The following is a 24,736-nucleotide window of genomic DNA, read 5'->3' as shown; positions in this document are numbered from 1 at the left end:
CATGAGCGAACGACTGGTGGTCATCGGGGGCGACGCGGCGGGCATGTCCGCCGCGTCGCAGGCGCGCAGGCTCAAGGGGCCGGAGGAGCTGGAGATCACGGCCTTCGAGCGGGGCCGGTTCTCCTCGTACTCGGCCTGTGGCATCCCGTACTGGGTCGGCGGGGACGTGACCGGGCGCGGGGAGCTGATCGCCCGCTCCCCCGAGGAGCACCGGGCGCGCGGGATCGACCTGCGGACCCGGACCGAGGTGACGGAGATCGACCTCGCCGGACAGCGGGTTCTGGCCAGGGACCTGACGGCCGGTACGGAGGCGTGGACGGGCTTCGACAAGCTGGTGATCGCGACCGGGGCGCGCCCGGCCCGGCCGGCGGTGCCGGGGATCGACGCGGCGGGCGTGCACGGGGTGCAGACCCTGGAGGACGGGCAGGCGCTGCTCGACTCGCTCGCGGGGACGGCGGGGCGGCGGGCGGTGGTCGTCGGCGCCGGGTACATCGGCGTGGAGATGGCCGAGGCGCTGCTGAACCGGGGCTACGAGGTGACGGTCCTCAACCGGGGCGAGCAGCCGATGGCGACGCTCGACCCGGACATGGGGCGGCTCGTGCACCGGGCGATGGACGGACTGGGGATCCGTACGGTCGGCTCGGCGCCGGTGACGAAGATCCTCACCGGTGACGACGGCCGGGTCCGGGCGGTGGCGACGGACGCGGACGAGTACCCGGCGGACGTGGTGGTGCTCGGTACGGGCGTGGTGCCGGAGACCTCGCTGGCGGAGGCGGCGGGGCTGCCGCTCGGCGCGCACGGCGGCCTGCTGACCGACCTGGCGATGCGGGTGCGGGGGCACGGGAACGTGTGGGCGGGCGGCGACTGCGTGGAGGTCCTGGACCTGGTGTCGGGCCGGGAGCGGCACGTGCCGCTGGGCACCCACGCCAACAAGCAGGGGCAGGTCATCGGCTCGAACGTGGGCGGCGACTACGCGACCTTCCCCGGTGTGGTGGGGACGGCGGTGTCGAAGGTCTGCGACCTGGAGATCGCCAGGACCGGGCTGCGGGAGAAGGACGCCCGGGAGGTGGGGCTGCGGTTCGTGGCGGTGACGGTGGAGTCGACCAGCCGGGCCGGCTACTACCCGGGGGCGGCGCCGATGACGGTGAAGATGCTGGCCGAGCGGCGGACCGGGCGGCTGCTCGGGGTGCAGATCGTGGGCCGGGAGGGCGCGGCGAAGCGGGTGGACGTCGCGGCGGTGGCGCTGACGGCCGGGATGACGGTGGAGCGGATGACCGCCCTGGACCTGGGGTACGCGCCGCCGTTCTCCCCGGTGTGGGACCCGGTGCTGGTGGCGGCCCGGAAGGCGGTGGCGGCCGTTCGGGCGGCCGGATGACCCGAGCGGCAGAGTCACGCGCGGTGACGGGTTGCGCGCTTTTCGTCACCGTGCGTGACTCTTCACATGATCAGACACACCGCGCGTGCGCTCTGCGCCGCCTCGCTCGTCATCGCCCCGCTCGCCCTCACCGCGACGCCCGCCCACGCGGCGACGGTCTGCCGCGTCAACGGCGTCCCCGCCTCGGGCCCGACGGTCAACGGGACCGCCGGGGACGACTTCATCGAGTGCTCCTCGGTGGACCCCGGCCACACCGTGAACGGCCTCGGCGGCCGTGACCACATCGCGCTGACCGGCCCGACCGCCGGCACCGTCACCGGCGGGCTGGGCCGCGACTACATCACCTCGCGGTCGGACGTCGTGGTCAGCGGCGTCCTCGACGGCAACGAGGACTCGGACTACCTCGTCGTCGACGGCCTGCTGGCCGCCGGCGGCATCGTCCGCGGGAACTTCGGCAACGACTACCTCAAGGTCGACGTCAGCGACGGCACCACCAACGGCGGCCCGGGCTTCGACGTGTGCCGGGTGACCACGGGCAACCCACCGGTCAACTGCGAGTACTGACCCCGTCCCGGCACCGCCGCGCGGACGGCTCGCCTCAGCGGGCCGTCCGCGTGTGCACGTACTCGACCAGACGGGTCAGGGCGTCCGGGTCCATCGACGGCATCACGCCGTGGCCCAGGTTGAAGACGTGGCCCTCCAGGTCCTTCGCGGCGGCCAGCACCTCGTCGGTCTTGGCCTCGACGACCTCGGTGGCGGCGAAGAGGACGGCCGGGTCGAGGTTGCCCTGGAGCGCCTTGCCGGGGCCGACGCGGCGGGCGGCCTCGTCGAGCGGGACGCGCCAGTCGACGCCGACGACGTCCGCGCCCGCCTCGCCCATGAGGCCGAGGAGCTCGCCGGTGCCGACGCCGAAGTGGATGCGGGGGACGCCGTAGCCGGCGACCGCGTCGAAGACCTTCGAGGAGGCCGGGAGGATCGAGCGGCGGTAGTCGGCGGGGGCGAGGGCGCCCACCCAGGAGTCGAAGAGCTGGATCGCGGAGGCGCCGGCCTCGATCTGCACCTTCAGGAAGGCGGAGGTGATCTCGGCGAGGCGGTCGAGCAGGTCGGCCCAGAGCTGCGGGTCGCCGTACATCAGCGCCTTGGTGTGCTCGTGGTTGCGGGACGGGCCGCCCTCGACGAGGTAGCTCGCGAGGGTGAAGGGCGCGCCGGCGAAGCCGATCAGCGGGGTGTCGCCGAGCTCCTCGGTGAGCATGCCGATGGCCTCGGTGACGTAGCGGACGTCGTCCGGCGTGAGGTCGCGCAGCCGGTCGAGGTCCGCCCGGGTGCGGATCGGGTCGGCGACGACGGGGCCGACGCCGGGCTTGATGTCGAGGTCCACGCCGATGGCCTTGAGCGGGACGACGATGTCGCTGAAGAAGATGGCGGCGTCGACCTTGTGGCGGCGGACGGGCTGGAGGGTGATCTCCTTGACCAGCTCGGGCCGCATGCAGGACTCCAGCATGGGGATGCCCTCGCGGACCTTCAGGTACTCGGGGAGCGAGCGCCCGGCCTGCCGCATGAACCAGACGGGGGTGTGCGGCACGGGCTCGCGCCGGCACGCCTTGAGGAACGCGGAGTCGTACGTCCGCGACTGCTGCTTCGTCTGCTGGCCCGTCGGGCTGTTCATGGCGCTCACGCCCAAATCTTCGCATGTGGCCGGAAGCCGCTCGTGCCGGGCGGGTGTCCCTCCCCGCATGGCGGCCCCGTTCCGCCTACTCTTCCCCGCATGGCTGCGGCTCAGGGACATTTTTCCGATCATTCCGACGGCATTCGAGGGACGGGCGACAAGGCGGACAGTACGGCGGGGACCCCGGTGCCGGCGGCGTTCCGGAGGGCGGTGGACGCCCTGCGGACGGCACGGCTGCGGTCCGAGATGGAGGTCGAGCCGACCCGCCCGCCGCAGCGGCTCGCGCCGTACGCGTACGCGGTGGAGGCGGCGGTCGTCGACGGCGAGGAGGACCTCGCGGACGGGCGCCTGGTGCTGCTGCACGACCCGGCGGGCCACGAGGCGTGGAAGGGCACCTTCCGGCTGGTGACGCTGGTGCGGGCGGAGCTGGAGCCGGAGATGGCGGCGGACCCGCTGCTGCCGGAGGTGTGCTGGTCCTGGCTGACCGGCGCCCTGGAGGCGCGCGGCCTGGCGTACGGGGAGGCGAGCGGGACCGTCACGATGGCGGGCTCGCACTACTTCGGCGGGCTCGCGGAGCGCCGGCCGGCCACCCAGATCGAGATCCGGGCCTCCTGGACGCCCCGGGAGGGGCTCGGCGGGGTACCGGACACGGCGGCCCACCTGGCGGCCTGGTCGGACCTGCTCTGCCAGATCGCGGGCCTGCCGCCGGCACCGGTCGAGCCCCCGGGGGCGACCGGCCCGACGGGGGCGACGGGTCCGGCGGGGACGGTGTCGGGGGCGGGGGTCGTCTCGTTGCCCCAGCGCCGGGGGCCGCAGGGGGCCTGAGCGCCGTCCGGAGCGTGTGCGCGAGGGGCCCTTCGGGGCCCCTTCCCGCGTTCGTACAGGGGTCCCCCGTGGGGGTGAGAGAACGGGGGCTGCTCGTAGGATGATCGATCGCGCGTCCGAATTGCCCCAATTGTTACTCACTAAATCGTGATCTTTCCCTAAAGGCGGGCGCCCCTGCTGCCGAAGGATTCCTTGACCCCTTCAGAGCACGGGTTCGCCCCCGGCTTCTTCCCCGAGCCGGCTCCGTCCCGCACCTTCCCCCCAGGAGGCCGAGTGTCCGTTCTGCTCGAGCAGCCCGCTAGCCTGGTCGCCTACCGCCCGAACAAGCCGACGGCCATGGTCGTCGTGGCCGACCCGCGCGTCCGCTCCACCGTCACCCGCCACCTGTGGGCGCTCGGCGTACGGGACGTGATCGAGGCGTCGTCCATCGCGGAGGCCCGTCCCCGCGTCGGGAACCCGCGCGACATCTGCGTGGCCGACGTCCACCTTCCCGACGGCAGCGGCCTCACCCTGCTGTCCGAGACCCGCGCCGCCGGCTGGCCCAACGGCCTCGCCCTCTCGGCCGCCGACGACATCGGCGCGGTGCGCAACGCGCTCGCCGGCGGCGTGAAGGGCTACGTCGTCACCGGCACGCGGACCAATATCGGCCACCCGACGCGCCCCGGCGCCGCGCCCATCGGCGCCGCGGCCGCCCGGCTCGGCCACCGCCGCCCCCCGGGTGCCCCGAGCCACCCGGGCGGCTACCGCGAGCTCTCCGGCCGCGAGGTCGAGGTGCTCCGCCTGGTCGCCGAGGGCCAGTCCAACAAGGCCATCGGCGTCTCCATGGGGCTCTCCGCGCTCACCGTGAAGAGCCACCTCGCCCGGATCGCCCGCAAGCTGGGCACCGGCGACCGGGCCGGCATGGTCGCGGTGGCCCTGCGGACCGGGATCATCCACTGACACGAGGGTGACGGAGACGCGGCGCCTGCCGACGGAACGTTCCGTCGGCAGGCGCTTGCCGTCGGCGGATACCCTTGACAGGTGACCGACGCCCAAGAGACCGCAGCAGACACCGCACTGCGCACCACCGGGGGCGGCCCCCCGGACGAAAACGTCCCTGCGAATGGGCTTCCGATCCCGTTGCTGGAGCCCCGTGAGGGCATCCCGCCGGTCGTCGCGAGCGAGCAGGCCCTCGCCGAGGTGATCGCCGCCTTCGCCGCCGGGCGCGGGCCCGTCGCCGTCGACGCCGAGCGCGCCTCCGGCTACCGCTACGGCCAGCGCGCCTACCTCGTCCAGCTCCGCCGCGAGGGCGCGGGCACCGCGCTCGTGGACCCGGTGGGCTGCCCCGACCTCTCCGGCCTCGGCGCGGCCCTCGACGGCACCGAGTGGATCCTGCACGCGGCCACCCAGGACCTGCCCTGCCTCCGCGACATAGGCATGCGCCCCTCCTCGCTCTTCGACACCGAGCTGGCCGGCCGGCTCGCCGGCTTCCCCCGGGTCGGCCTCGGCGCGATGGTCGAGTCCGTCCTCGGCTACGCCCTGGAGAAGGGCCACTCGGCGGTCGACTGGTCCACCCGCCCGCTCCCCGAGCCCTGGCTGCGCTACGCGGCCCTCGACGTCGAGCTCCTGGTCGACCTGCGCGACGCGCTGGAGAAGGAGCTGGACCGGCAGGGGAAGCTGGAGTGGGCCCGCGAGGAGTTCGACGCCATCGCCGCCGCCCCGCCCGCCCCGCCGCGCAAGGACCCCTGGCGCCGCACCTCCGGCATGCACAAGGTGCGCCGCCGCCGCCAGATGGCGGTCGTCCGCGAGCTGTGGACGGCCCGCGACCGGGTCGCCCAGCGGCGTGACGTCTCCCCCGGCAAGGTGCTCAGCGACGCGGCGATCGTCGAGGCGGCGCTCGCCGTCCCGGTGAACGTCGCCGCCCTCACCGCCCTGCCCGGTTTCGGCCACCGGATGGGCCGGCGCCAGCTGGAACAGTGGCAGGCCGCGGTGGACCGGGCCCGCGCCCTGCCCGAGAACGAGCTCCCGCAGCCGGGTGCCCAGGTGGCCGGGCCGCCCCCGCCGCGCGCCTGGGCCGACAAGGACCCGGCCGCCGCCGCCCGCCTCTCGGCCGCCCGGGCCGGCGTCACGGCCCTCGCGGAGGAGCTGAACCTCCCGCAGGAGAACCTGATCACCCCGGACACCGTCCGGCGCATCTGCTGGGAGCCCCCGGCCCCGCCCACCCCCGACACGGTCGCCGCCGCCCTCACCGCCCACGGCGCCCGCCGCTGGCAGGTCGGCCTGGTGACCCCGCTCCTGGTGGAGGCGCTGTCGGCGGGCGCGTAGCCCTGCCTGCGAGAGCCCCCGGCGCCCCTCCGGGCGCCGGGGGCTCTCGCCGTTCCCGGGAGGGGTTTCCGGGAGGGCCGGGAGGGGTTACGGGGCCGGACTGAGGATGCCGTCGGGGTCCATGTCGAAGACGCCCTGGGTCTTGCCGTCGACCTTGAGGTGGTCGAGCCAGTGCTTCGAGAGGTTGTGCAGGTTCTTGTGCTGCATCTCCCACACCACCGAGTGCCCGGCGCAGGCCAGCCTGACCATCAGCTTGTGGGAGCCCGCGATGGAGTCGTAGAGCTCGGGGACGGAGAAGTTGAGCTCCGGGTCGGGGTTGTGCGGCGAGGTGTTCGCCTGGGTGTCGTTGTCGCCGTACACGATGAGCACCGGCACGCTGCCGCCCAGCACGCCGCCCTGCGCCGCGGTGGTCCTGTTCCAGCCCCACCGGACGAAGTTCCTGATCCGGTTGAACCCGGTGGGCGGCCCCCAGGTGCTGCCGACCGGGTCGCACTTCATGATCGTGGCCCATGCCGCGTCGGCGACGCCGGGTTCACGCTGGTCGACGCAGTGCACCTCGCTGTCCAGGGCCCGGACGAAGCCCGTCTTCCCGCCGATGAACATCGGGAAGCCGGGCTGGGGCAGCGGGGACGGCGGGGTGGACGAGCCGTCCGCCGGGAAGATCGGGGCCAGCAGGAACAGGCTCGCGACCCGGTCGGGGTGGTCGATCGCGTACGGCCCCATGTGGAAGGCGGCGGCGGACCAGCCGATGAAGGCGACCTTCGCGGCCCCGGTCTGGTCCAGGACGAACTGCACGACGGTGTCCAGCTCGTCCCGGTCGCTGGAGGAGTTGGTCAGCTGGTACGGGTAGCTGGGTGGGCCGGGGGTGAATCCGGGTGGCCTCGGCGTCAGCAGCTGCTGCTGGGACGGGTTCACGTTGTGGGGGTCGTCCATCTCGGGGCGCGGCGACAGACCGGATCCCTGGAGCTCCATCAGGAAGACGTCGTACCCGGCCTTCGCCAGCGACTCGGCCCAGCTGTACGTCTTGTACGGGAGGTCGAAGCCGGCGACCGCCGGGACGCTCCGGCCGTGAAGCATCAGGACCGGCTTGCGCGGCTGCCCCGGGGGCGTGCCGTTCCGCTCCCGCACGAAGAGCTCGACGATCTCGTCCTTGTTCGCCGGAACGGTGGACTTGTGGGTGACCTTGTGGTCGGTCGTGACGACGGGCATGGAGGTCCCTTCTGTGCGCCGGTCGCCGGGTCTTCGCGCCCGGCTCCCGGCCAGCCTCCGTTCGGCCCGGAAGCGGCGCCACGGCACGGCTTCGCGTCTGGGCCCATCGGGTTGTGGAACCCTCCGATCGGGCGGGCGCGCGGCGGGGGCGCGCGCCCGGGCCGGATGTGACCTTCGCCGCTTGGCCCCCAAGGGGTGGGCAGTCTGGTTACCCGCAAGTAGCATGGGGGAAGCAAGCGCACGCTTAGTGGTGCGCCGCAGCAGTGCCGTCCCGCACCTGGAGGAGAGCCATCGTGCCTCGTACCGTCAGGGACGTCGTCTTCGTCGACGGCGTCCGCACCCCGTTCGGCAAGGCGGGCCCGAAGGGCATCTACCACGAGACCCGCGCCGACGACCTCGTCGTGAAGGCCATCCGGGAGCTGCTGCGCCGCAACCCGGCCCTCGACCCGGCGAAGATCGACGAGGTCGCGATCGCCGCGACGACCCAGATCGGCGACCAGGGCCTCACCCTCGGCCGTACCGCCGGCATCCTGGCCGGGCTGCCGCAGTCCGTGCCGGGCTACTCCATCGACCGCATGTGCGCCGGCGCGCTGACCGCGGTGACCTCGGTGGCCGGCTCCATCGCCTTCGGCGCGTACGACGCCGTCATCGCCGGCGGTGTCGAGCACATGGGCCGTCACCCCATGGGCGAGGGCGTCGACCCGAACCCGCGGTTCGTCAGCGAGAAGCTGGTCGACGAGTCCGCCCTCTTCATGGGCATGACCGCCGAGAACCTGCACGACCGCTACCCGCACATCACCAAGCGCCGCGCCGACGAGTACGCCGTGCGCTCGCAGGAGAAGGCCGCCAAGGCGTACGCCGACGGCAAGATCCAGCAGGACCTGGTGCCGATCTCGGTGCGCCGCACCGACGCCTCCACCGGCGAGACCGGCTGGGGCCTGGTCACCGCCGACGAGCCGATGCGCCCGGGCACCACCCTGGAGTCGCTGGAGGGCCTGAAGACGCCGTTCCGCGTCCACGGCAACGTCACCGCGGGCAACGCAGCCGGCCTGAACGACGGCGCCACCGCGTCGATCATCGCCTCCGAGGAGTTCGCCCGCGAGAACGGCCTCCCGGTCAAGATGCGCCTCGTCTCGTACGCCTTCGCCGGCGTCGAGCCGGAGGTCATGGGCTACGGTCCGATCCCGGCCACCGAGAAGGCCCTGGCCAAGGCCGGTCTGACGATCGACGACATCGACCTGTTCGAGATCAACGAGGCGTTCGCCGTCCAGGTCCTCGCCTTCCTCGACCACTACGGCATCGCCGACGACGACGCGCGCGTCAACCAGTACGGCGGCGCCATCGCGTTCGGTCACCCGCTCGCCTCCTCCGGCGTCCGTCTGATGACGCAGCTGGCCCGCCAGTTCGAGGAGCAGCCCGAGGTCCGCTACGGCCTCACCACCATGTGCGTCGGCTTCGGCATGGGCGCGACGGTCATCTGGGAGAACCCCCACTGGGAGGGCAAGTGAGCACCACCGCCGAGCTTCTGAAGGGCGCCGCCGAGCTCTTCCCCGACGAGGTCGTCACCCAGGCCCACGTGCGCCACTTCGAGCTGCCCTTCGGGGCCGGCCGGTTCGCGCTCATCACCCTGGACAACGGCTTCGACCACACCAAGCCGACCACCTTCGGCCCGCAGTCCCTCGCCAACCTGAACGCGGCGATCGACCAGGTCGAGGCCGAGGCCGCCAACGGCGAGATCGTCGCCGCCGGCCTCACCGGCAAGCCGTTCATCTTCGCGGTCGGCGCCGACCTCAAGGGCGTCGAGCTGCTGAGGAAGCACGACGAGGCGCTCGCCATCGGCAAGGGCGGCCACGACGTCTTCAAGCGGCTCTCCGCGCTCGCCGTGCCGACCTTCGCGTACTACAACGGCGCGGCCATGGGCGGCGGCGTCGAGGTCGGTCTGCACTGCACCTACCGCACCGTGTCGAAGGCCCTCCCGGCCTTCTCGCTCCCCGAGGTCTTCCTCGGCCTGGTGCCCGGCTGGGGCGGCTGCGCGATCCTCCCGAACCTGATCGGCGCCGAGAAGGCCGTCCAGGTCATCATCGAGAACTCGCTCAACCAGAACCGTCAGCTCAAGGGCAAGCAGGTCTTCGAGCTCGGCATCGCCGACGCGATCTTCGAGGGCGCCGACTTCCTGGAGCAGTCGCTCGTCTGGACCGCCGGTGTCCTCAACGGCACCGTCACGGTCGAGCGTCCGGAGATCGACCGGGGCGAGGGCTGGGACGCCGCCGTCGCCAAGGGCCGCGCGATCGCCGACTCCAAGGTGCACGGCGCCGCCCCGGCCGCCTACCGTGCCCTCGCCATCATCGAGGCCGCCAAGGACGGCGACCTCCAGAAGGGCTTCGACGCCGAGGACCAGGCCCTCGCGGACCTGATCATGGGCGGCGAACTCCGCTCCGGCATCTACGCCTTCAACCTGGTGCAGAAGCGGGGCAAGCGCCCCGCCGGCGCCCCGGACAAGAACCTGGCCCGCCCGGTCACCAAGGTCGGCGTCGTCGGCGCCGGTCTGATGGCCTCCCAGCTGGCCCTGCTCTTCCTGCGCCGCCTCGAGGTGCCGGTCGTCCTGACCGACATCGACCAGGAGCGCGTGGACAAGGGCGTCGGCTACGTCCACGGCGAGATCGAGAAGCTGCTCGGCAAGGGCCGCATCAACCAGGACAAGGCCAACCGTCTCAAGGGCCTGGTCTCCGGTGTCCTCGACAAGGCCGAGGGCTTCGCGGACGCGGACTTCATCATCGAGGCCGTGTTCGAGGAGATGTCCGTCAAGCAGAAGGTGTTCGCGGAGGTCGAGGCGGTGGCCCCGGCGCACGCGATCCTCGCCACCAACACCTCCTCGCTGTCGGTCTCCGAGATGGCGTCCAAGCTCCGGCACCCGGAGCGCGTGGTCGGCTTCCACTTCTTCAACCCGGTCGCCGTCCTGCCGCTCCTGGAGATCGTCAAGGGCGAGCAGACCGACGACGCCTCCCTCGCCACCGCCTTCGGCGTGGCGAAGAAGCTGAAGAAGACCGCGGTCCTCACCAAGGACGCCCCGGCGTTCGTCGTGAACCGCATCCTGACCCGCTTCATGGGCGAGATCCAGAACGTCATCGACGAGGGCACCCCGGTCGAGACGGCGGAGAAGGCGGTCGAGCCGCTGGGCCTGCCGATGTCGCCGCTGGTCCTCCTGGAGCTCGTGGGCCCGGCCATCGGCCTGCACGTCTCCGAGACCCTGAACCGCGCCTTCCCGGAGCGCTTCACGGTCTCCCCCAACCTGAAGGCGGTCGTCGAGGCCGGCAAGCGCGGCTTCTACGTCTACAAGCCGGAGAACGGCTTCAAGCCGGAGCTCGACCCCGAGGTCGCCGCGCTGCTCAAGCAGGGCGACACCGTCCTCACCGAGCAGCAGGTCCGCGACCGCGTCCTCGACGCGGTGGCGCAGGAGATCGGCCTCATGCTGGAGGAGGGTGTCGTCGCCGAGGCGCAGGACATCGACCTCTGCCTGATCACCGGTGCCGGCTGGCCCTTCCACCTGGGCGGCATCACGCCGTACCTGGACCGCGAGGGCGTCTCCGAGCGCGTCAACGGCAAGCGTTTCCTGGCGCAGGGCGTGGCGAGCGTTCCCGCGTAAGACCCGGGACCTCATGAGGAAGGGGCCGGTGGCAGTCGCCACCGGCCCCTTCTTCCGTTCTCTCCCGCCCCGGGTCCTACAGCCGCGTCCAGGCGGCCAGGGCGAGGCCCGGCTCGGCCTTCTGCCGGGTGACGACCACGCCGCCGTCGGCCGCCAGCGCGGCGACCGCCGCCGCGCCGTCGGCGTCGGCCGTCAGCGTCGGCGGGCCGAGCACGGGCGGGCCGGACGGGGTCCAGTGCAGGCCGGTGTCCTCGCGCTCCGTGAGGTACGCCGCCAGGGCCGCGCCGCCCTGGTCGTCGCACTGGGCAAGCAGGGTGCAGTCGTAGCCGTCGATCATGCAGCGCCCGGCGTTCAGCGGGCCCGCGCCGACCGCGTCGGCGAACGGGGTGGGCTCCAGGCCGCGGCCCGGGGACCAGGCGCAGATCCGACCCTCGCCGTTCGCGTAGAAGAGCGTCACGTGCCCGGACTCGCCGGTCACCGCGGCCAGGGTGCCCTGGACGACCGGGGTCGTCAGCAGCGGTTCGAGGACCGGGCGGGCGCCCGGCTCCTTCTGCACGTAGCGGAGCAGTCCGCGGTCGGTGGCGGTGTACAGCTCGACGAGGCCGTCGCCGTTCACCGCGGCCACCGGGTTCTGGTCGGTGCGGCCGCCCTTCAGGTCCCACCAGGGGTGCCAGCCGCCGGCGTCCTTCTGGACCCGGGCGCTGACGCCGCCGCCGCGGTTGCGGACGAAGACGTGGACGCGGCCCTTGGCGTCCACGGCCACCGCCGGGTTGCCGTACCACTCGGCCTTGCCGTTGGCGTTGCCCACGGACTTCCACTCGACGTTGGGTCGGCCGGTCTGGAACTGGACGCTGTGCACCAGCTCGACGTGGTCCTCGCCGGCCTCCGCGCCGGTGTCGGTGGGCCGGAGGCCGACCAGGTGCACATAGCGGTCGGGGCCCTGGGCGGCCGCCAGGAAGGGCAGCAGACCGCCGCCGCCGAGCTTCTCGGGGCCGGTGAACCGGCCGTCGGCGCCCTCGGTCCAGCGGACCACCTCGCCGTCCCGGGGGACGTACACGCTGAAACGTCCTTCGGCACCCCGGGCCAGCCAGCCGCCGTGCATGCGGGGGGCGCGCGGGGTGCCGCGGGAGGGGTCGGCGGGGGCCTGGGGTCGGTTCACCATGGGGGGATCCAGCGCTCCGGGTCGAGTGGGGGTCGGTTCCCACCGACTGTATCGGCCCGGCCCGGCCGCCTTCCCCGCGCCCGCCGCTACGCGGCCGGAACCGGATCTAGTACGGGGCGTCCCGGCCCTCCCGGCCCAACCGGCTGTGCCCGCGCCCGTACAGGAAGTACACGACGATGCCGATCGCCATCCAGACCGCGAAGCGGAACCAGGTCTCGCCGGGCAGGTTGAGCATCAGCCAGAGCGAGGCGGCGATGGAGAGGATCGGCAGCACGGGCACCCACGGGGTCTTGAAGGCGCGGTGCAGGTCGGGGCGGGTGCGGCGGAGGACCATGACGCCGGCGGCGACCATCACGAAGGCGAAGAGGGTGCCGATGTTCACCAGGGTCGCGAGCTCGTTGATGCTGGTGAAGCCGGCCACGACGGCGATGATCACGCCGAGCAGGATGGTCGGGCGGTACGGGGTCTTGAACCGCGGGTGGGTGACCGAGAAGAAGCGGGGCAGCAGTCCGTCGCGGCTCATGGCGAAGAAGACGCGGGTCTGGCCGAGCAGCAGGATCAGACAGACCGTGGTGAGGCCGACGGCGGCGCCGAAGCTGATCACGCCCGCGTAGAAGGGATGGCCGGCGGCCTTGAAGGCGTCGGCGAGCGGGGCGCTGACGGACAGTTCGGTGTAGTGCTGCATGCCGGTGACGACCAGGGCGACCGCCACGTACAGCACGGTGCAGATGAAGAGCGAGCCGAGGATGCCCCGGGGCATGTCGCGCTGCGGCAGCTTGGTCTCCTCGGCGGCGGTGGCGACCACGTCGAAGCCGATGAAGGCGAAGAAGACGATGGAGGCGGCGGTGAAGATGCCCATCACGCCGAAGTTGGTGGGCTCGTAGCCGAAGAGGAGCTGGACCAGCGGGGAGTCCCAGTTCGAGCCGCCGCCCTCGGGCGTCACGGCCGGCGGGATGAACGGCTTGTAGTTGTCGCCGACGATGAAGAACAGGCCCGCGACGATCACGATCATCACCACGGTGACCTTGATCGCCACCACGACGGCGGTGATCCGGGCGGAGAGCTTCATGCCCAGGACCAGGATCACGGTCAGCACCAGCACCAGCAGGAAGGCCAGGATGTCGAAGGTGCCTCCCGGCGCGTCCGGTCCCTCCAGAGCGGCCGGCAGATGCCAGCCGATGTTGTCCATCAGCGAGCGCACGTACCCGGACCAGCCGACCGCCACCACCGCCGTGCCCAGCGCGAACTCCAGGACCAGGTCCCAGCCGATGATCCAGGCCGGCAGCTCGCCGATGGAGGCGTACGCGAAGGTGTACGCCGATCCGGCCACCGGCACCGTCGAGGCGAACTCGGCGTAGCAGAGGGCGGCCAGGGCGCAGACGATGCCGGCCGCGACGAAGGCGAGCGCGGTGGCCGGTCCGGCGTTCTCCTTGGCGACCTTGCCGGTCAGGACGAAGATGCCGGTGCCGATGATGACGCCGACGCCGAAGACCGTGAGGTCCCAGGCGGACAGGGACTTCCGGAGCGCGTGCTCCGGTTCCTCGGTGTCCCGGATGGACTGCTCGACCGACTTGGTCCGGAACATTCCGGTGTTGGCCCGTGGGGGGCGTTGGTCCGTGCTCACCGTCGTACCTCCGCGTCGTCTCTGACGTCGGGTCTCGTGCCCCGCGGACGGGGGTGCGAGGGGACGCTGCCCGCGGTGAAGCCAGGATGCACGCGAAAGGGCCGGTCGGCACCCCGGAGGGTGAGCCGCCCGGCCCCATGGTGACGCCGTGTGAGCGGTCCGCCGGGGCGGAGGTCAGTCGCGGGCGGGCTCCACGGCCTGCTCCCGGGCCTCGAAACGTCCGTCGAGGCGCGAGACCAAACCGGTGACCTGGCGCGCGATGTCGGGGGCGGTCAGGCCGATCTCGGCCATGACCTCGCCGCGGGAGGCGTGGTCGAGGAAGACCGGCGGGATGCCGAAGTCACGCAGCGGCACGTCGACGCCCGCGTCGCGCAGCGCCTGGGCGACGGCCGAACCGACGCCGCCGACGCGGCTGTTGTCCTCGACCGTGACGACGACCCGGTGGTCGGCGGCGAGCGGGGCGAGGGCCTCGTCGACCGGCTTGACCCAGCGGGGGTCGACCACGGTGGTGGTGATGCCCTGCCGGTCGAGGAGGCCGGCGATCTCCAGGCACATCGGGGCGAGCGCGCCGACGGAGACCAGCAGGACGTCGGGCCGGTCGGTGCCGGCCTCGCGGAGCACGTCCATGCCGCCGACCCGGCCCACGGCGGGGACGGCGGGGCCGACCGCGCCCTTGGAGAAGCGGACCACGGTGGGGGCGTCGGTGACCTCGACGGCCTCGCGCAGCTGGGCGCGGACCTGGTCGGCGTCGCGCGGGGCGGCGAGCCGCAGGCCGGGGACGACCTGCAGGATCGACATGTCCCACATGCCGTTGTGGGAGGCGCCGTCGGTGCCGGTGACGCCGGCCCGGTCGAGGACGAAGGTGACACCGCACTTGTGCAGGGCCACGTCCATCAGGACCTGGTCGAAGGCGCGGTTGAGGAAGGTCGCGTAGACCGCGAAGACCGGGTGCAGACCACCGGTGGCGAGGCCCGCCGCGGAGACCGCGCCGTGCTGCTCGGCGATGCCGACGTCGAAGACGCGCTCCGGGAACTCCTTGGCGAAGCGGTCGAGGCCGACCGGCTGGAGCATGGCGGCGGTGATCGCCACGATGTCCTCGCGCTCCTTGCCGAGCGCGACCATCTCGTCGCCGAAGACGCTGGTCCAGTCGGCGCCGGAGGTGGCGATCGGGAGGCCGGTGTCGGGGTGGATCTTGCCGACGGCGTGGAAGCGGTCGGCCTCGTCCTGCAGGGCGGGCTGGTAGCCGCGGCCCTTCTCGGTGAGGCAGTGCACGATGACCGGGCCGCCGAAGCGCTTGGCGCGGGTGAGCGCGGACTCCAGGGCCTCGATGTCGTGGCCGTCGATGGGGCCGACGTACTTCAGGCCCAGGTCCTCGAACATGCCCTGGGGGGCGATGAAGTCCTTGAGGCCCTTCTTGGCCCCGTGCAGGGTCTCGTACAGCGGCTTCCCGACGACCGGGGTGCGCTCCAGGATGTCCTTGCCGCGGGCGAGGAAGCGCTCGTAGCCGTCGGTGGTGCGCAGGGTGGCCAGGTGGTTGGCGAGGCCGCCGATGGTGGGCGCGTACGAGCGCTCGTTGTCGTTGACGACGATGACGAGCGGGCGGTCCTTGGCGGCGGCGATGTTGTTGAGCGCCTCCCAGGCCATGCCGCCGGTGAGGGCCCCGTCGCCGATGACGGCGACGACGTGGTCGTCCTTCTTCAGGATCTGGTTCGCCTTGGCGAGGCCGTCGGCCCAGCCGAGGACGGTCGAGGCGTGCGAGTTCTCGATCACGTCGTGCTCGGACTCGGCCTGCGAGGGGTAGCCGGAGAGGCCGCCCTTCATCTTGAGCTTCGAGAAGTCCTGGCGGCCGGTGAGCAGCTTGTGCACGTAGCTCTGGTGGCCGGTGTCCCAGAGGACCTTGTCCTTCGGGGAGTCGAAGACGCGGTGCAGGGCGATGGTCAGTTCGACCACGCCGAGGTTGGGGCCGAGGTGTCCGCCGGTCTTGGACACGGCGTCGACGAGGAAGGTCCGGACCTCCGCGGCCAGCTGGTCCAGCTGTTCCGGGGAGAGCCGGTCCAGGTCGCGCGGTGTCCTGATACGGGTCAGCAGGGCCACCCGTGCCTCCTTGCGTTCTGAGCTGGTCGAGCTTGCCGATTTTGCCGAGTCTAATGTTCCGTCTTGGATCGTGGGCATCGGGCCAGGCGGAGCGGCGTCACCCGGATGGGGGATGTACTGCTCCGGACGCGACGGTGCCCGGCACCGGTTCACCGGTGCCGGGCGAATGTGGCGCGTCTTACCCGAGACGTGTCACACGCGTCGCGCGTGTCCCGCGTGTCACGCCCGTCCCGCCGACTTCTGGGTCTTGCGGGAGACGGAGTCGATGATCACGGCGATGAGGAGCACCGCGCCGGTGATCATGTACTGGATGGCGTTGGACTCCAGGTTGAGCTGGTTGAGGCCCTGGACGATCGACTGCAGCACCAGGATGCCGAGGAGCGCCGACCAGACCTTGCCGCGGCCGCCGAAGAGGGACGTGCCGCCGATGACCGCCGCGGCGATGCACATCATGAGCTGGTTGCCGCCGCCGAGGGAGCGGTCGGCGCCGCCGGTCGCGGAGGCCAGGAAGAGGCCGCCGATGGCGCCGAGGGTGCCGGAGATCATGAAGACGGAGATCCGGATCCAGGCGACGTTGATGCCGGCCCGGCGGGCCGCCTCGATGCCGCCGCCGACCGCGAAGACCTGGCGGCCGTAGGTGGTGCGGCGCAGGACGAAGTCGGTGACCAGCAGGATCACCAGGAAGATCACCAGGGAGAGGGGCAGGCCCTTCTCCTGGTTGAAGCCGTACGCGGCGACCAGGACGAGGGCCGCGAGGACGCCGGTGCGCAGCAGGATCTCGCTGTGCGGGCGGTGCGGCAGCTCGGCGGCCTTGCGGCGGCGGGAGTCGCGCAGCTGGGCGAGGTAGAAGGCGGCGACCACGACGACGGCGAGGCCGTAGGCGGCGGCGACGTCGGAGAAGTAGTACTTGGTGAGGTCGCCGACGAAGCTGCCGATCGGGGTGGGGATGGTGGAGCGCTCGCCCATCACCCAGGTCTGGAGGCCGGCCCAGCCGAGGAAGCCGGCCAGGGTGACGACGAAGGCGGGAACGCCGATCTTGGCGAAGACCAGGCCGTGGAAGGCGCCGAGGAGGGTGCCGGAGAGGATGCCGAGGAGGATCGCGAGGGAGTCCGGCATGTCGGTGGCGAAGACGCCCCAGACGGAGCCCGCGAGGCCGGCGACGGAGCCGACGGCGAGGTCGATCTCGCCGAGCAGCAGCACGAAGACGATGCCGACGGCCATGATGCCGGGGCCGGCCGCGTACAGCGTGATCTGGTCGAGGTTGTACGAGGTGATGAAGTTGCCGGTCAGCGCCTGGAAGACGATGCCGATGACGATGAGGCCGACGACGACGGGCAGGGAGCCGATCTCGCCGGAGCGGATCTTGCGCTTGAACTCGTCGACGTAGCCCTTGAAGCCCTGCTCGCGGACGAGGAGGCGGGGGTCGACGGCGGGGATCGCGGCGGCGGCCGGGGCCTCGGTGGCGGCGTCCTCGGAGGTACGGGGCTCGGGCACGGGCGCCTCGTCGGTCGCCTTCGGGGTCGTGCTCACTGGGCTACCTCCGCGGTGCGGGCCTGCCGGCGGGTCACGGCGTTGTCCGTGGCACCGGTGATCGCGGCGATGATCTCTTCGTGCGTGGTGGTGGCGACCGGGAAGGTGCCGTTGTTGCGGCCGAGGCGCAGGACGGCGACGGTGTCGGCGACCGCCTTGACGTCGGCCATGTTGTGGCTGATGAGGATGACGCCGAGGCCCTGCTCGCGCAGCCGCTCGACCAGGTCGAGGACCTGGGCGGTCTGCTCGACGCCGAGGGCGGCGGTGGGCTCGTCCAGGATCACGATCTTGGGGTCGCCGACCAGGGCGCGGGCGATCGCGACGACCTGGCGCTGGCCGCCGGAGAGGGCGGCGACGGGGATCCGCACGCTGGGGATGCGGATGGAGAGGGTGGAGAGCAGGTCCTTGGCGCGCTTCTCCATGGCGACCTCGTCGAGGACGCCGCCCTTCTTGAGCTCGCGGCCGAGGAAGAGGTTGGCGACGACGTCGAGGTTGTCGCAGAGGGCGAGGTCCTGGTAGACGGTCGCCACGCCGAGGTGCTGGGAGTCCTGCGGGCGGGAGATCTCGACCGGGCGGCCCTCCCACTCGATGACGCCCTCGTCGATCGGGTGGACGCCGGCGATCGTCTTGACCAGGGTGGACTTTCCGGCGCCGTTGTCGCCGACGAGGGCGACGACCTCACCGGCGTGGACTTCGAGGTCGACACCGGAGAGGACCTGGACCGCTCCGAATCGCTTGAAGATCCCGCGCAACGCCAGGACAGGCGTCTGGGACACGTGAACCAACTCCTTCGCCGCCCGTGCGGTGGGCGGCGGCATGTCGCGCCGTGCGGCGCCGAGTTCGAGGGGGGCTGTGCTCGTCCGGCCCCGGACCGACAGCGGGGTCTGGGTCGGCCGGGGCCGGACGGGTCGAGGGCGGAACCGCGGCTCGGGAGCGCGTTCCGCGCCCTGCCGGGGCCTGACGCCCCCGGCGGGCGGGTCGGGCCCGGAAGTCCGGGCCCGGGGGCCTTACTTGATGCCCAGCTCGGCGCACTTGGCGGCGAGGTCCGCGGAGCAGATGTCGGCGGCGGCGTAGATGCCGTCCTTGATCACCGTGGACTGGATGTTGGTCTTGTCGACGACCACCGGGGCGAAGAGGGTGGACTTCACGCCGTCGGTCTCGCCCTGGGCGCCGAGGTCCTTGCCCTTGAGCAGGTTGACCGAGAACTTGGCGGCCTCGGGGGCCAGCTGGAGCGGCGACTTGTAGATGGTGAAGGTCTGGGTGCCGGCGACGATGCGCTGGATGCCCGCGACCTCGGCGTCCTGGCCGCCGACCGGGATGCCCTTGATGCCGGCGTTCTCCAGGGAGGTGATGATGCCGCCCGCCATGCCGTCGTTGGCGGAGTAGACGGCGCCGATCTTGTCCTTGCCGACGGAGGAGATGGCGGCGGCCATCTTCTCGCCCGCGACCTTCGGGTCCCACTCGCCGGACGCCTCGTAGGCGATCTTGCCGACCTTGCCGTCGAGGGCGGTGTGGGCGCCCTTCTTGAACAGACCGGCGTTCGGGTCCTTCTCGTCGCCGTTGATCATGACGATCTGGGCGGTGGCGGCCTTGGCGCCGAGGGCGGAGAGCAGGGCCTGGCCCTGGAGCTCGCCGACCTTGTTGTTGTCGTGGCTGACGTAGGCGTCGGCGCCCTCGATCGCGCGGTCGTACGCGACGACCTTGACGCCCTTGCCCTGCGCCTCCTTGACCCAGCCGGCGGCCTTGGCGGAGTCGACCGGGTCGAGCGCGATGACCTTCACGCCGTCGGCGATGAGCTGGTCGAACTGCTGCTTCTGCTTGACGACGTCGGCGACGGCGTTGTTGTACACGACCTCGCAGTCGCCGCAGGCGTCCTTGACGGCCTTCTCGAACTGCGGCTTGTCCAGGGCCTCGTACCGCGCGGTCTTGTTCTCCGGGAGGAGCAGACCGATCTTGGTCGAGCTGCCCTTGTCCTCGCCGTCACCGCCGCCGGCCTGGCCACAGGCGGAGAGCGCGAGGGCCATCGAGACCGCGGCCGAGCCTATGACGACACGACGAGTCATTGCGTTCATGTGGGGTTGCCTCCCTGACGAGGCCGCGACGGTGCGGCCGAGGTGTCACGAAGTCAACTCGGCCGCAACACCGTCGTCAAGAAGTGAAAACTTAACGAGATGACAACGGTGGTTATCGTTCTCTAAGTGAAGGCGGGCACCGATACCGGCAGCGTGGTCGGCTGAGCACTCTCCGTTCCCGCCAGCAGGGTCGCGTCCCCCATCTCACTCAGCACCAGCGCCAGCGCGCCCAGCACCTCGGCGCGGCCGCCCAGCGCCCCCTGGACCAGGGAGAGCTGGCGGGCGGCGCTGGGGATCGCGTAGCGGCCGACCGAGTCCCGGATGGGGGCGAGCACCAGCTCGCCGGCCTCGGCGAGGTCGCCGCCCAGCACGACCCGGCTCGGGTTCAGGAGATTGCAGAGGTTGGCGATGCCGCTGCCGATGTGGCGCCCGACGTCGGCGATGACCCGCCGGCAGCCCGGGTCGCCCTCGCGGGCCAGCTGCACCACCCGCTCCATGGTGAGGTCCGGCCCGTGGCTGGGCTGGAGCAGCGGCAGCACGTACCGGGCGGCGGTGAAGGTCTCCAGGCAGCCGCGGTTGCCGCACCGGCAGACCGGGCCCGACTCGTCCAGGGTGATGTGGCCGATCTCGCCGGCCGTGCCGCCCGGCCCCCGGTAGACCCGCCCGTCGATCACCAGCCCGGCGCCCACACCGCTCGCCACCTTGATGTACGCCAGGTCCTTCACGCCCCGGCCGCTCCCCCACACCAGCTCGCCGAGCGCGCCCAGGTTGGCGTCGTTGTCGACGTGGACGGGGACCCCGAGCCGGGCGGAGAGCTCCTCGGCGGGGTTGATGCCGCTCCAGCCCGGCAGGATCGACGTCGAGCCGAGCGTGCCGGAGGAGACGTCGATGGGGCCGGGGACGCCGAGACCGACGCCGATCACCTTGTCGCGGCCGATGCCGGTGGCCTCGATCAGCCGGTTGACCAGCTGTTCCGCCCGGTCGAAGCCCTCCGCGGCGGAGGCGTCCACGTCGAGCGGTTCGGCCTCCTCGGCGAGCACCTGGTGGGCGAGGTTGCCGACCGCGACCCGCAGGTGGGTGTGGCCGAAGTCGACGCCGATGACGATGCCGGCGTCGCCGGAGAGGGAGACGCTGCGGGCCCGGCGGCCGCCCGCCGAGGTCGGGGTGACCTCGACCGTGCCGCCGTCCTTGAGCTCGCGGACGATGTTGGAGACGGTCGCCGCCGACAGTCCCGTCGCCCGGGCGATCTCCGCCTGGGTCAGCGAACCGGCCATCCGCACCGCCCGCACGACCCGCTCCAGATTGGCCCTGTGCAGCGACGTCTGCGACCCCGGAGTCTCCATCGACTCTCTCACTCCCACCGTTTTCTCCAACATGTGAACTCTAAGGGGACGCTTTCGCCTTCGCTTCCGTCAAGACCCGGAGCACCCCAGGGGGCGCGCGGAGACAGGCGAAGGCCCCCGCGCGCCGAAGCGCGCGGGGGCCTGAGAGCGCTCTCCCCCTTCCGGGGCGCCTTTTCTCCTACTTGACGGCGCCGGCCGTGAGTCCCGCCACCACCTGCCGCTGGAAGACGATGTACGCGGCGAGCACCGGCAGCATCGCCATCACCAGGCCGGCGAAGAGCCCGGACCAGTCGCCCTTGTAGCCCTGGCTGACCGCGAGCTGCACCAGGCCCTGGGAGAGCACCTTGTTCTCCGGGTCGGTGTTGAGCACCGTCGGCAGCAGGTACTGGTTCCACTGGCCCAGGAAGTTGAAGATGCCCACGCTGATCAGGCCCGGCTTGGCCATCGGCAGCATCACCTGGAAGAAGGTGCGGGTGTGCGAGGCCCCGTCGATGAAGGCCGCCTCCGCCACCGAGGTCGGCAGCGTCCGGAAGAAGGCGGTCAGGAAGAAGACGGTGAAGGGCAGCGAGTACGCGATGTAGACCAGGATCAGGCCGTGCACGGTGTTCAGCAGGGCCATGTTCTGCATCACGTAGAAGAGCGGCACCAGCGCCAGGATGATCGGGAAGCTCATCCCCCCGATGAAGAGGAAGTAGAGGAAGCGGTTCCCGGGGAACTCGAAGCGGGCCAGCACGTACGCCGCCATCGAGCCGAAGAGCAGGGTGCCGGCCAGCGAACCGCCGACCACCAGGATCGTGTTGAGGAAGTAGTCGCTCATGTGCGCCTGGGTCCAGGCGCGCGACCAGTTCTCGAAGTGCAGGGTGTCCGGCAGCGACCACGGCGAGGTGAAGATCGCCCGGTCGGCCTTGAAGGAGGTCATGACCGCCCAGAGCAGCGGCAGCACCACCATGATCGCCCAGATGATCAGGACGCCGTGCGAGAAGACGTTGAGGACGGCGCCCTCGCGCTTCTCCCCCGCGGGGGCGGCGACCTTCCTGACCTCGGGGCCCTGGCCCGCCCGGGGGGCGGGGATCTGCGCGTCGCCGGTGGGCGGGGTGTCGGTGGTCTTCATCAGAACTCCAGCCGCTCGCGCCGGCCCAGCTTCATCACGACCGCGGCGAAGGCGAGCGTGACGAGGAGGAGCGCGACACCGATGGTCGTGGCGTAGGCGGCCTGACCGTCCCGGAACGCCTTCTGGTACACGTACAGCGGCATGACGATGGTCGAGTAGTCGGGCCCGCCGCCGTTGGGGCCGACGGTCATGATCTGCACGACCGCGAAGGACTCCGCGCCGAGCGCGAGGATGCCCATGTAGATCCAGCCCGACTGCACGGTGTCCCAGAGCAGCGGGAGGGTGATGCGGAAGAAGGTGGTGAAGCGGCTGGCGCCGTCGAGCAGCGCGGCCTCGTAGAAATCGCGCGGAATGGACGCCATGCCCGCCGAGAAGAGGACCACGAAGAAGCCGACGGTGGACCAGACGAGAACCACCATCACGCAGATCAGGGCGAGATCCGGGTCACCGAGCCAGTCCGGCTGGATGGCGCCGAGACCGACCGCCTTCAGGAACGAATTGATGGCCCCGCTGTTCGGGTTGTACGCGAACTGGAAGAGCAGCGCCACGATGACGATGGACAGCACCTGCGGGAAGAAGTAGACGATCTTGTAGAACGAGGAGCCGCGCACACCGGTGACCGCCGCCCCCTTCCTCCGCCGGCCGCCGACATTCAGCATGAACGCCAGGAAGAGCGCGAATCCGACCGTCACCAGCGGAAGGACGACCGCGAAGGTCAGACTGTGCTGGAGCGACTTCCAGAAGATCTCGTCCTGGAACAGCCGGGTGTAGTTGTCGAGTCCGACGAACCCGAATTCGGGACTCAGGCCGGTCCAGTCCGTGAGCGAGTAGTAGATGGACTGGATGAACGGCCAGATGACGAAGAGCGCGTACAGCGCCAGGGGGACCGCCAGGAACCCCACGATGAAACGGTACTTGCCGTGCTGCATTCCTAACCGACCCCGATCTCCGGCGAAGGGCGCGCCGCGGCGCCGCGCGCCGAGGGGCCGGGGCCCGCTCCCGGTCGGCGGGAAGGGGCCCCGGCACGGCTGTCACTGGTGCTTGTAGTGCTTGATGTTCGGGTCCTTGGCCGCGTCGTCGGCGAACTTCTGGATCTTCTTGATCGTCTCGGCCGGAGTGGCGCGGCCCGCCATCATCTCGCCGATGCCGGCGACGCCGATCTTCTCCTTCTGGAGGGCCACGTACCAGTCCTGGAGGCGCGGGTTGACGACGTTGGCGCCGGCCTTCTCCAGGGCCGCGACACCGGACTTGAGGCCCGGGGACAGCTCGATGCCGTCCGTGCCGCCGTTGAGCGCGCTGAGCGACTTCACGGACTGGGTGAAGTTCTTGGAGGAGGCCTCGCTGAGCATGATGCGCAGCTGCTCCATGGCGCCCTCGGGGTTCTTCGCCTTCGCCGGGACGATGAAGGGCTCGCCGCCGGCCGCCCACAGGGTGCCGAACGGCATCTTGTCGGAGGAGTCCAGGCCGGTCGGCGCGGAGACCGCCAGGCCGAAGTCGGCCGGCATGGTCTTGGCGGCCTCGTTCTCGACCCAGGAGCCGTTCGGGATGAACAGCGCCTTGCCCTCGGTCCAGGCGGTCTGCGACTGGATGTGGTCGAGGCCGGGGGTGCCCTGGAGGATGTACCCCTTCTTGTAGAGCTCGTAGTACGCCTCGAAGCACGCCTTGACGGCGGGGTGCTCCCAGGCCTTCGGCTCCAGGTTGTCGATGGCGTCGAGGACCTCGCGGCCGCCGACCTTGCCGATCATCGGGTAGAGCGAGAAGGGGATGTAGTACGGGTGCTTGCCCGCGTACGTCCAGGGCGCGATGCCCTTCTTCTTGGCCTTCTCGCAGAGGGCCAGCATCTCGTCCCAGGTCTCGGGGTACTTGGCGTCCAGCGAGTCCAGCGCCTTCTGCGAGTACCACACGCCGTAGACGGTGTAGGCGTAGTTGAGCATCCAGCAGGGCTCGCCGTCGAACTGGCCCATCTCGATGATGCCGGGGCGCAGGGTGTCGCGGACCTTCTTCGACGGGTCGTCGACGGAGGGCGCGTCGAGCAGCGGGGTCAGGTCGGTGAGCTGCTTCTGGCCGACGAGGACGCCCATGTCCATCTGCTCGGCGCCGGAGTTGTCGATGAGGTCCGGCGGGGTGCCGCCGTTGAACCGCGGCTGGAGCTCCGTGGTGATCTTCTGCGTCGGGGTGAACTTGACCTTGGCCTGGGGGTGCGCCTGCTCGTAGAGCTTGATCGCGTCCTTGGCGTACTGCTGGCCGAATCCGCCGTCGAAAAGGACGAAATCGAGCTCGGCCGTCTCATTGACCCCGAGCGGGTTCTTGTCGGACTTGACGCCCTTCTCGACCTTGTCGTTGGTCTTTCCGCCGCCGCTCGCGCAGGCGGAAAGGAAGCCCATGGCCGGCACGGAGACCAGACCGAGAGCGGCGGAACGCTTGATCAGATCACGACGGCCGAGGCCGCCCTCGTTCGAGTGGGCGGAGGTGGATCCCATGCTCAAGTCCTCGCCTTCATTCAGGACTCAGGCGGTGTGCCGGTCGCCCGTACTTCGTCTCGCCACCGGCGAAGGGCCCCGCCACCGCGGTCATTTGAAGCTGGGTCGTGCAGGCGTCGGGCCGTCGCCGGAGGATTCCGACGGGCTGGACGCCGACAGGTATAGTCCACTTCCCTCGACCGGAGCAAGATCGAAAGCAGCATTCGTCAGGCTTCTTTCCCGAGTTGAGACCTCGGGGATTTCCCGGCCCCCTCCGCGGCAAGCCTGCCCCGCCGAGCCGGAGCGCATCCCTCCGTAA

Annotated in this window: 19 protein-coding genes; 7 read left to right on the top strand and 12 right to left on the bottom strand. The window is 71.3% G+C overall.

Annotated features, from left to right (window positions below):
• Position 1: 1 nt before the first annotated feature.
• The gene (locus tag ABFY03_RS28465; RefSeq protein ID WP_346171132.1) at positions 2 to 1,375 is read left to right on the top strand and encodes an FAD-dependent oxidoreductase; all 1,374 of its coding nucleotides are present in this window, start codon (positions 2 to 4) and stop codon (positions 1,373 to 1,375) included.
• Between the two features lie 66 nt (positions 1,376 to 1,441).
• Complete coding sequence (locus tag ABFY03_RS28460; RefSeq protein WP_346171131.1) at positions 1,442 to 1,939, top strand: hypothetical protein; 498 nt, start codon at positions 1,442 to 1,444, stop codon at positions 1,937 to 1,939.
• A 34-nt stretch (positions 1,940 to 1,973) separates the two neighbouring features.
• On the opposite strand, the gene hemE is transcribed toward ABFY03_RS28460, so the two are convergent.
• Entirely contained in the window at positions 1,974 to 3,050 is a 1,077-nt protein-coding gene (gene hemE / locus ABFY03_RS28455; RefSeq protein WP_386723617.1) for a uroporphyrinogen decarboxylase, read from the bottom strand.
• 90 nt (positions 3,051 to 3,140) lie between these two features.
• Between hemE and ABFY03_RS28450 the strand changes: the two genes are divergently transcribed.
• From ABFY03_RS28450 to ABFY03_RS28440, 3 genes are all read left to right on the top strand, one after another.
• Positions 3,141 to 3,866, top strand: a complete 726-nt coding sequence (locus ABFY03_RS28450) for a DUF3000 domain-containing protein (protein WP_319010817.1) — start codon at positions 3,141 to 3,143, stop codon at positions 3,864 to 3,866.
• Between the two features lie 273 nt (positions 3,867 to 4,139).
• Positions 4,140 to 4,805 (top strand): response regulator transcription factor, encoded by a 666-nt coding sequence (locus tag ABFY03_RS28445; protein ID WP_015037008.1) that lies wholly within the window; start codon positions 4,140 to 4,142, stop codon positions 4,803 to 4,805.
• 81 nt (positions 4,806 to 4,886) lie between these two features.
• Positions 4,887 to 6,170 carry an HRDC domain-containing protein gene (locus ABFY03_RS28440; protein WP_346171130.1) on the top strand — a complete coding sequence of 428 codons (1,284 nt, stop codon included), beginning with the start codon at positions 4,887 to 4,889 and terminating at the stop codon, positions 6,168 to 6,170.
• A gap of 87 nt (positions 6,171 to 6,257) precedes the next feature.
• Here the strand turns inward: ABFY03_RS28440 and ABFY03_RS28435 are convergent, their stop codons facing one another.
• Entirely contained in the window at positions 6,258 to 7,379 is a 1,122-nt protein-coding gene (locus tag ABFY03_RS28435; protein WP_346171129.1) for an alpha/beta fold hydrolase, read from the bottom strand.
• Between the two features lie 293 nt (positions 7,380 to 7,672).
• On the opposite strand from ABFY03_RS28435, the gene ABFY03_RS28430 reads away from it, so the two are divergent.
• Positions 7,673 to 8,887, top strand: coding sequence for a thiolase family protein (locus ABFY03_RS28430; RefSeq protein WP_319010820.1), 1,215 nt, complete (start codon positions 7,673 to 7,675; stop codon positions 8,885 to 8,887).
• Positions 8,884 to 11,022: a 3-hydroxyacyl-CoA dehydrogenase NAD-binding domain-containing protein gene (locus ABFY03_RS28425; RefSeq protein ID WP_346171128.1), complete on the top strand. Its 2,139-nt coding sequence runs from the start codon at positions 8,884 to 8,886 to the stop codon at positions 11,020 to 11,022. The genes ABFY03_RS28430 and ABFY03_RS28425 overlap by 4 nt, the downstream gene beginning before the upstream one ends.
• 76 nt (positions 11,023 to 11,098) lie before the next feature.
• Here ABFY03_RS28425 and ABFY03_RS28420 read toward each other — a convergent pair whose 3' ends face one another.
• The 10 genes from ABFY03_RS28420 to ngcE form a co-directional block, all read right to left on the bottom strand.
• Positions 11,099 to 12,184, bottom strand: a complete 1,086-nt coding sequence (locus ABFY03_RS28420) for a DUF8189 domain-containing protein (protein WP_319010822.1) — start codon at positions 12,182 to 12,184, stop codon at positions 11,099 to 11,101.
• Positions 12,185 to 12,290: 106 nt separating this feature from the next.
• Complete coding sequence (locus ABFY03_RS28415; protein WP_346172321.1) at positions 12,291 to 13,769, bottom strand: amino acid permease; 1,479 nt, start codon at positions 13,767 to 13,769, stop codon at positions 12,291 to 12,293.
• Between the two features lie 213 nt (positions 13,770 to 13,982).
• Positions 13,983 to 15,902: a 1-deoxy-D-xylulose-5-phosphate synthase gene (gene dxs / locus ABFY03_RS28410; RefSeq protein ID WP_346171127.1), complete on the bottom strand. Its 1,920-nt coding sequence runs from the start codon at positions 15,900 to 15,902 to the stop codon at positions 13,983 to 13,985.
• Positions 15,903 to 16,121: 219 nt separating this feature from the next.
• Positions 16,122 to 17,432 carry a sugar ABC transporter permease gene (locus tag ABFY03_RS28405; RefSeq protein ID WP_386723616.1) on the bottom strand — a complete coding sequence of 437 codons (1,311 nt, stop codon included), beginning with the start codon at positions 17,430 to 17,432 and terminating at the stop codon, positions 16,122 to 16,124.
• Complete coding sequence (locus tag ABFY03_RS28400) at positions 17,429 to 18,208, bottom strand: ATP-binding cassette domain-containing protein (protein WP_031005377.1); 780 nt, start codon at positions 18,206 to 18,208, stop codon at positions 17,429 to 17,431. The genes ABFY03_RS28405 and ABFY03_RS28400 overlap by 4 nt, the downstream gene beginning before the upstream one ends.
• 231 nt (positions 18,209 to 18,439) lie before the next feature.
• On the bottom strand, positions 18,440 to 19,504 hold the full coding sequence (locus ABFY03_RS28395; protein ID WP_319010824.1) for a sugar ABC transporter substrate-binding protein: 1,065 nt from the start codon (positions 19,502 to 19,504) through the stop codon (positions 18,440 to 18,442).
• Positions 19,505 to 19,626: 122 nt separating this feature from the next.
• Positions 19,627 to 20,847: an ROK family transcriptional regulator gene (locus ABFY03_RS28390; RefSeq protein ID WP_319010825.1), complete on the bottom strand. Its 1,221-nt coding sequence runs from the start codon at positions 20,845 to 20,847 to the stop codon at positions 19,627 to 19,629.
• A 178-nt stretch (positions 20,848 to 21,025) separates the two neighbouring features.
• Positions 21,026 to 21,958 (bottom strand): carbohydrate ABC transporter permease, encoded by a 933-nt coding sequence (locus ABFY03_RS28385; RefSeq protein ID WP_319010826.1) that lies wholly within the window; start codon positions 21,956 to 21,958, stop codon positions 21,026 to 21,028.
• On the bottom strand, positions 21,958 to 22,887 hold the full coding sequence (locus ABFY03_RS28380; protein WP_319010827.1) for a carbohydrate ABC transporter permease: 930 nt from the start codon (positions 22,885 to 22,887) through the stop codon (positions 21,958 to 21,960). Before ABFY03_RS28380 ends, ABFY03_RS28385 begins: the two co-directional genes overlap by 1 nt.
• Before the next feature lie 102 nt (positions 22,888 to 22,989).
• Positions 22,990 to 24,438: an N-acetylglucosamine/diacetylchitobiose ABC transporter substrate-binding protein gene (ngcE, locus tag ABFY03_RS28375; protein ID WP_319010828.1), complete on the bottom strand. Its 1,449-nt coding sequence runs from the start codon at positions 24,436 to 24,438 to the stop codon at positions 22,990 to 22,992.
• Positions 24,439 to 24,736: the final 298 nt, after the last annotated feature.

Origin of the sequence: Streptomyces roseofulvus (assembly GCF_039534915.1) — a bacterium.
GTDB classification, from domain to species: Bacteria; Actinomycetota; Actinomycetes; order Streptomycetales; family Streptomycetaceae; genus Streptomyces; species Streptomyces roseofulvus.
The sequence above is the reverse complement of the archived record's forward strand: the minus strand, read 5'-3'. Positions and strand labels throughout refer to the sequence as shown.

What these genes read in the sequence shown, in the direction of transcription:
- ABFY03_RS28395 (WP_319010824.1), bottom strand. Translation starts at nt 19,504, where the DNA reads ATGAACGCAATGACTCGTCGTGTCGTCATAGGCTCGGCCGCGGTCTCG.
- ABFY03_RS28385 (WP_319010826.1), bottom strand. Translation starts at nt 21,958, where the DNA reads ATGAAGACCACCGACACCCCGCCCACCGGCGACGCGCAGATCCCCGCC.
- ABFY03_RS28415 (WP_346172321.1), bottom strand. Translation starts at nt 13,769, where the DNA reads ATGTTCCGGACCAAGTCGGTCGAGCAGTCCATCCGGGACACCGAGGAA.
- ABFY03_RS28450 (WP_319010817.1), top strand. Translation starts at nt 3,141, where the DNA reads ATGGCTGCGGCTCAGGGACATTTTTCCGATCATTCCGACGGCATTCGA.
- ngcE (WP_319010828.1), bottom strand. Translation starts at nt 24,438, where the DNA reads ATGGGATCCACCTCCGCCCACTCGAACGAGGGCGGCCTCGGCCGTCGT.
- ABFY03_RS28420 (WP_319010822.1), bottom strand. Translation starts at nt 12,184, where the DNA reads ATGGTGAACCGACCCCAGGCCCCCGCCGACCCCTCCCGCGGCACCCCG.
- ABFY03_RS28435 (WP_346171129.1), bottom strand. Translation starts at nt 7,379, where the DNA reads ATGCCCGTCGTCACGACCGACCACAAGGTCACCCACAAGTCCACCGTT.
- ABFY03_RS28380 (WP_319010827.1), bottom strand. Translation starts at nt 22,887, where the DNA reads ATGCAGCACGGCAAGTACCGTTTCATCGTGGGGTTCCTGGCGGTCCCC.
- ABFY03_RS28390 (WP_319010825.1), bottom strand. Translation starts at nt 20,847, where the DNA reads ATGGAGACTCCGGGGTCGCAGACGTCGCTGCACAGGGCCAATCTGGAG.
- ABFY03_RS28460 (WP_346171131.1), top strand. Translation starts at nt 1,442, where the DNA reads ATGATCAGACACACCGCGCGTGCGCTCTGCGCCGCCTCGCTCGTCATC.
- ABFY03_RS28465 (WP_346171132.1), top strand. Translation starts at nt 2, where the DNA reads ATGAGCGAACGACTGGTGGTCATCGGGGGCGACGCGGCGGGCATGTCC.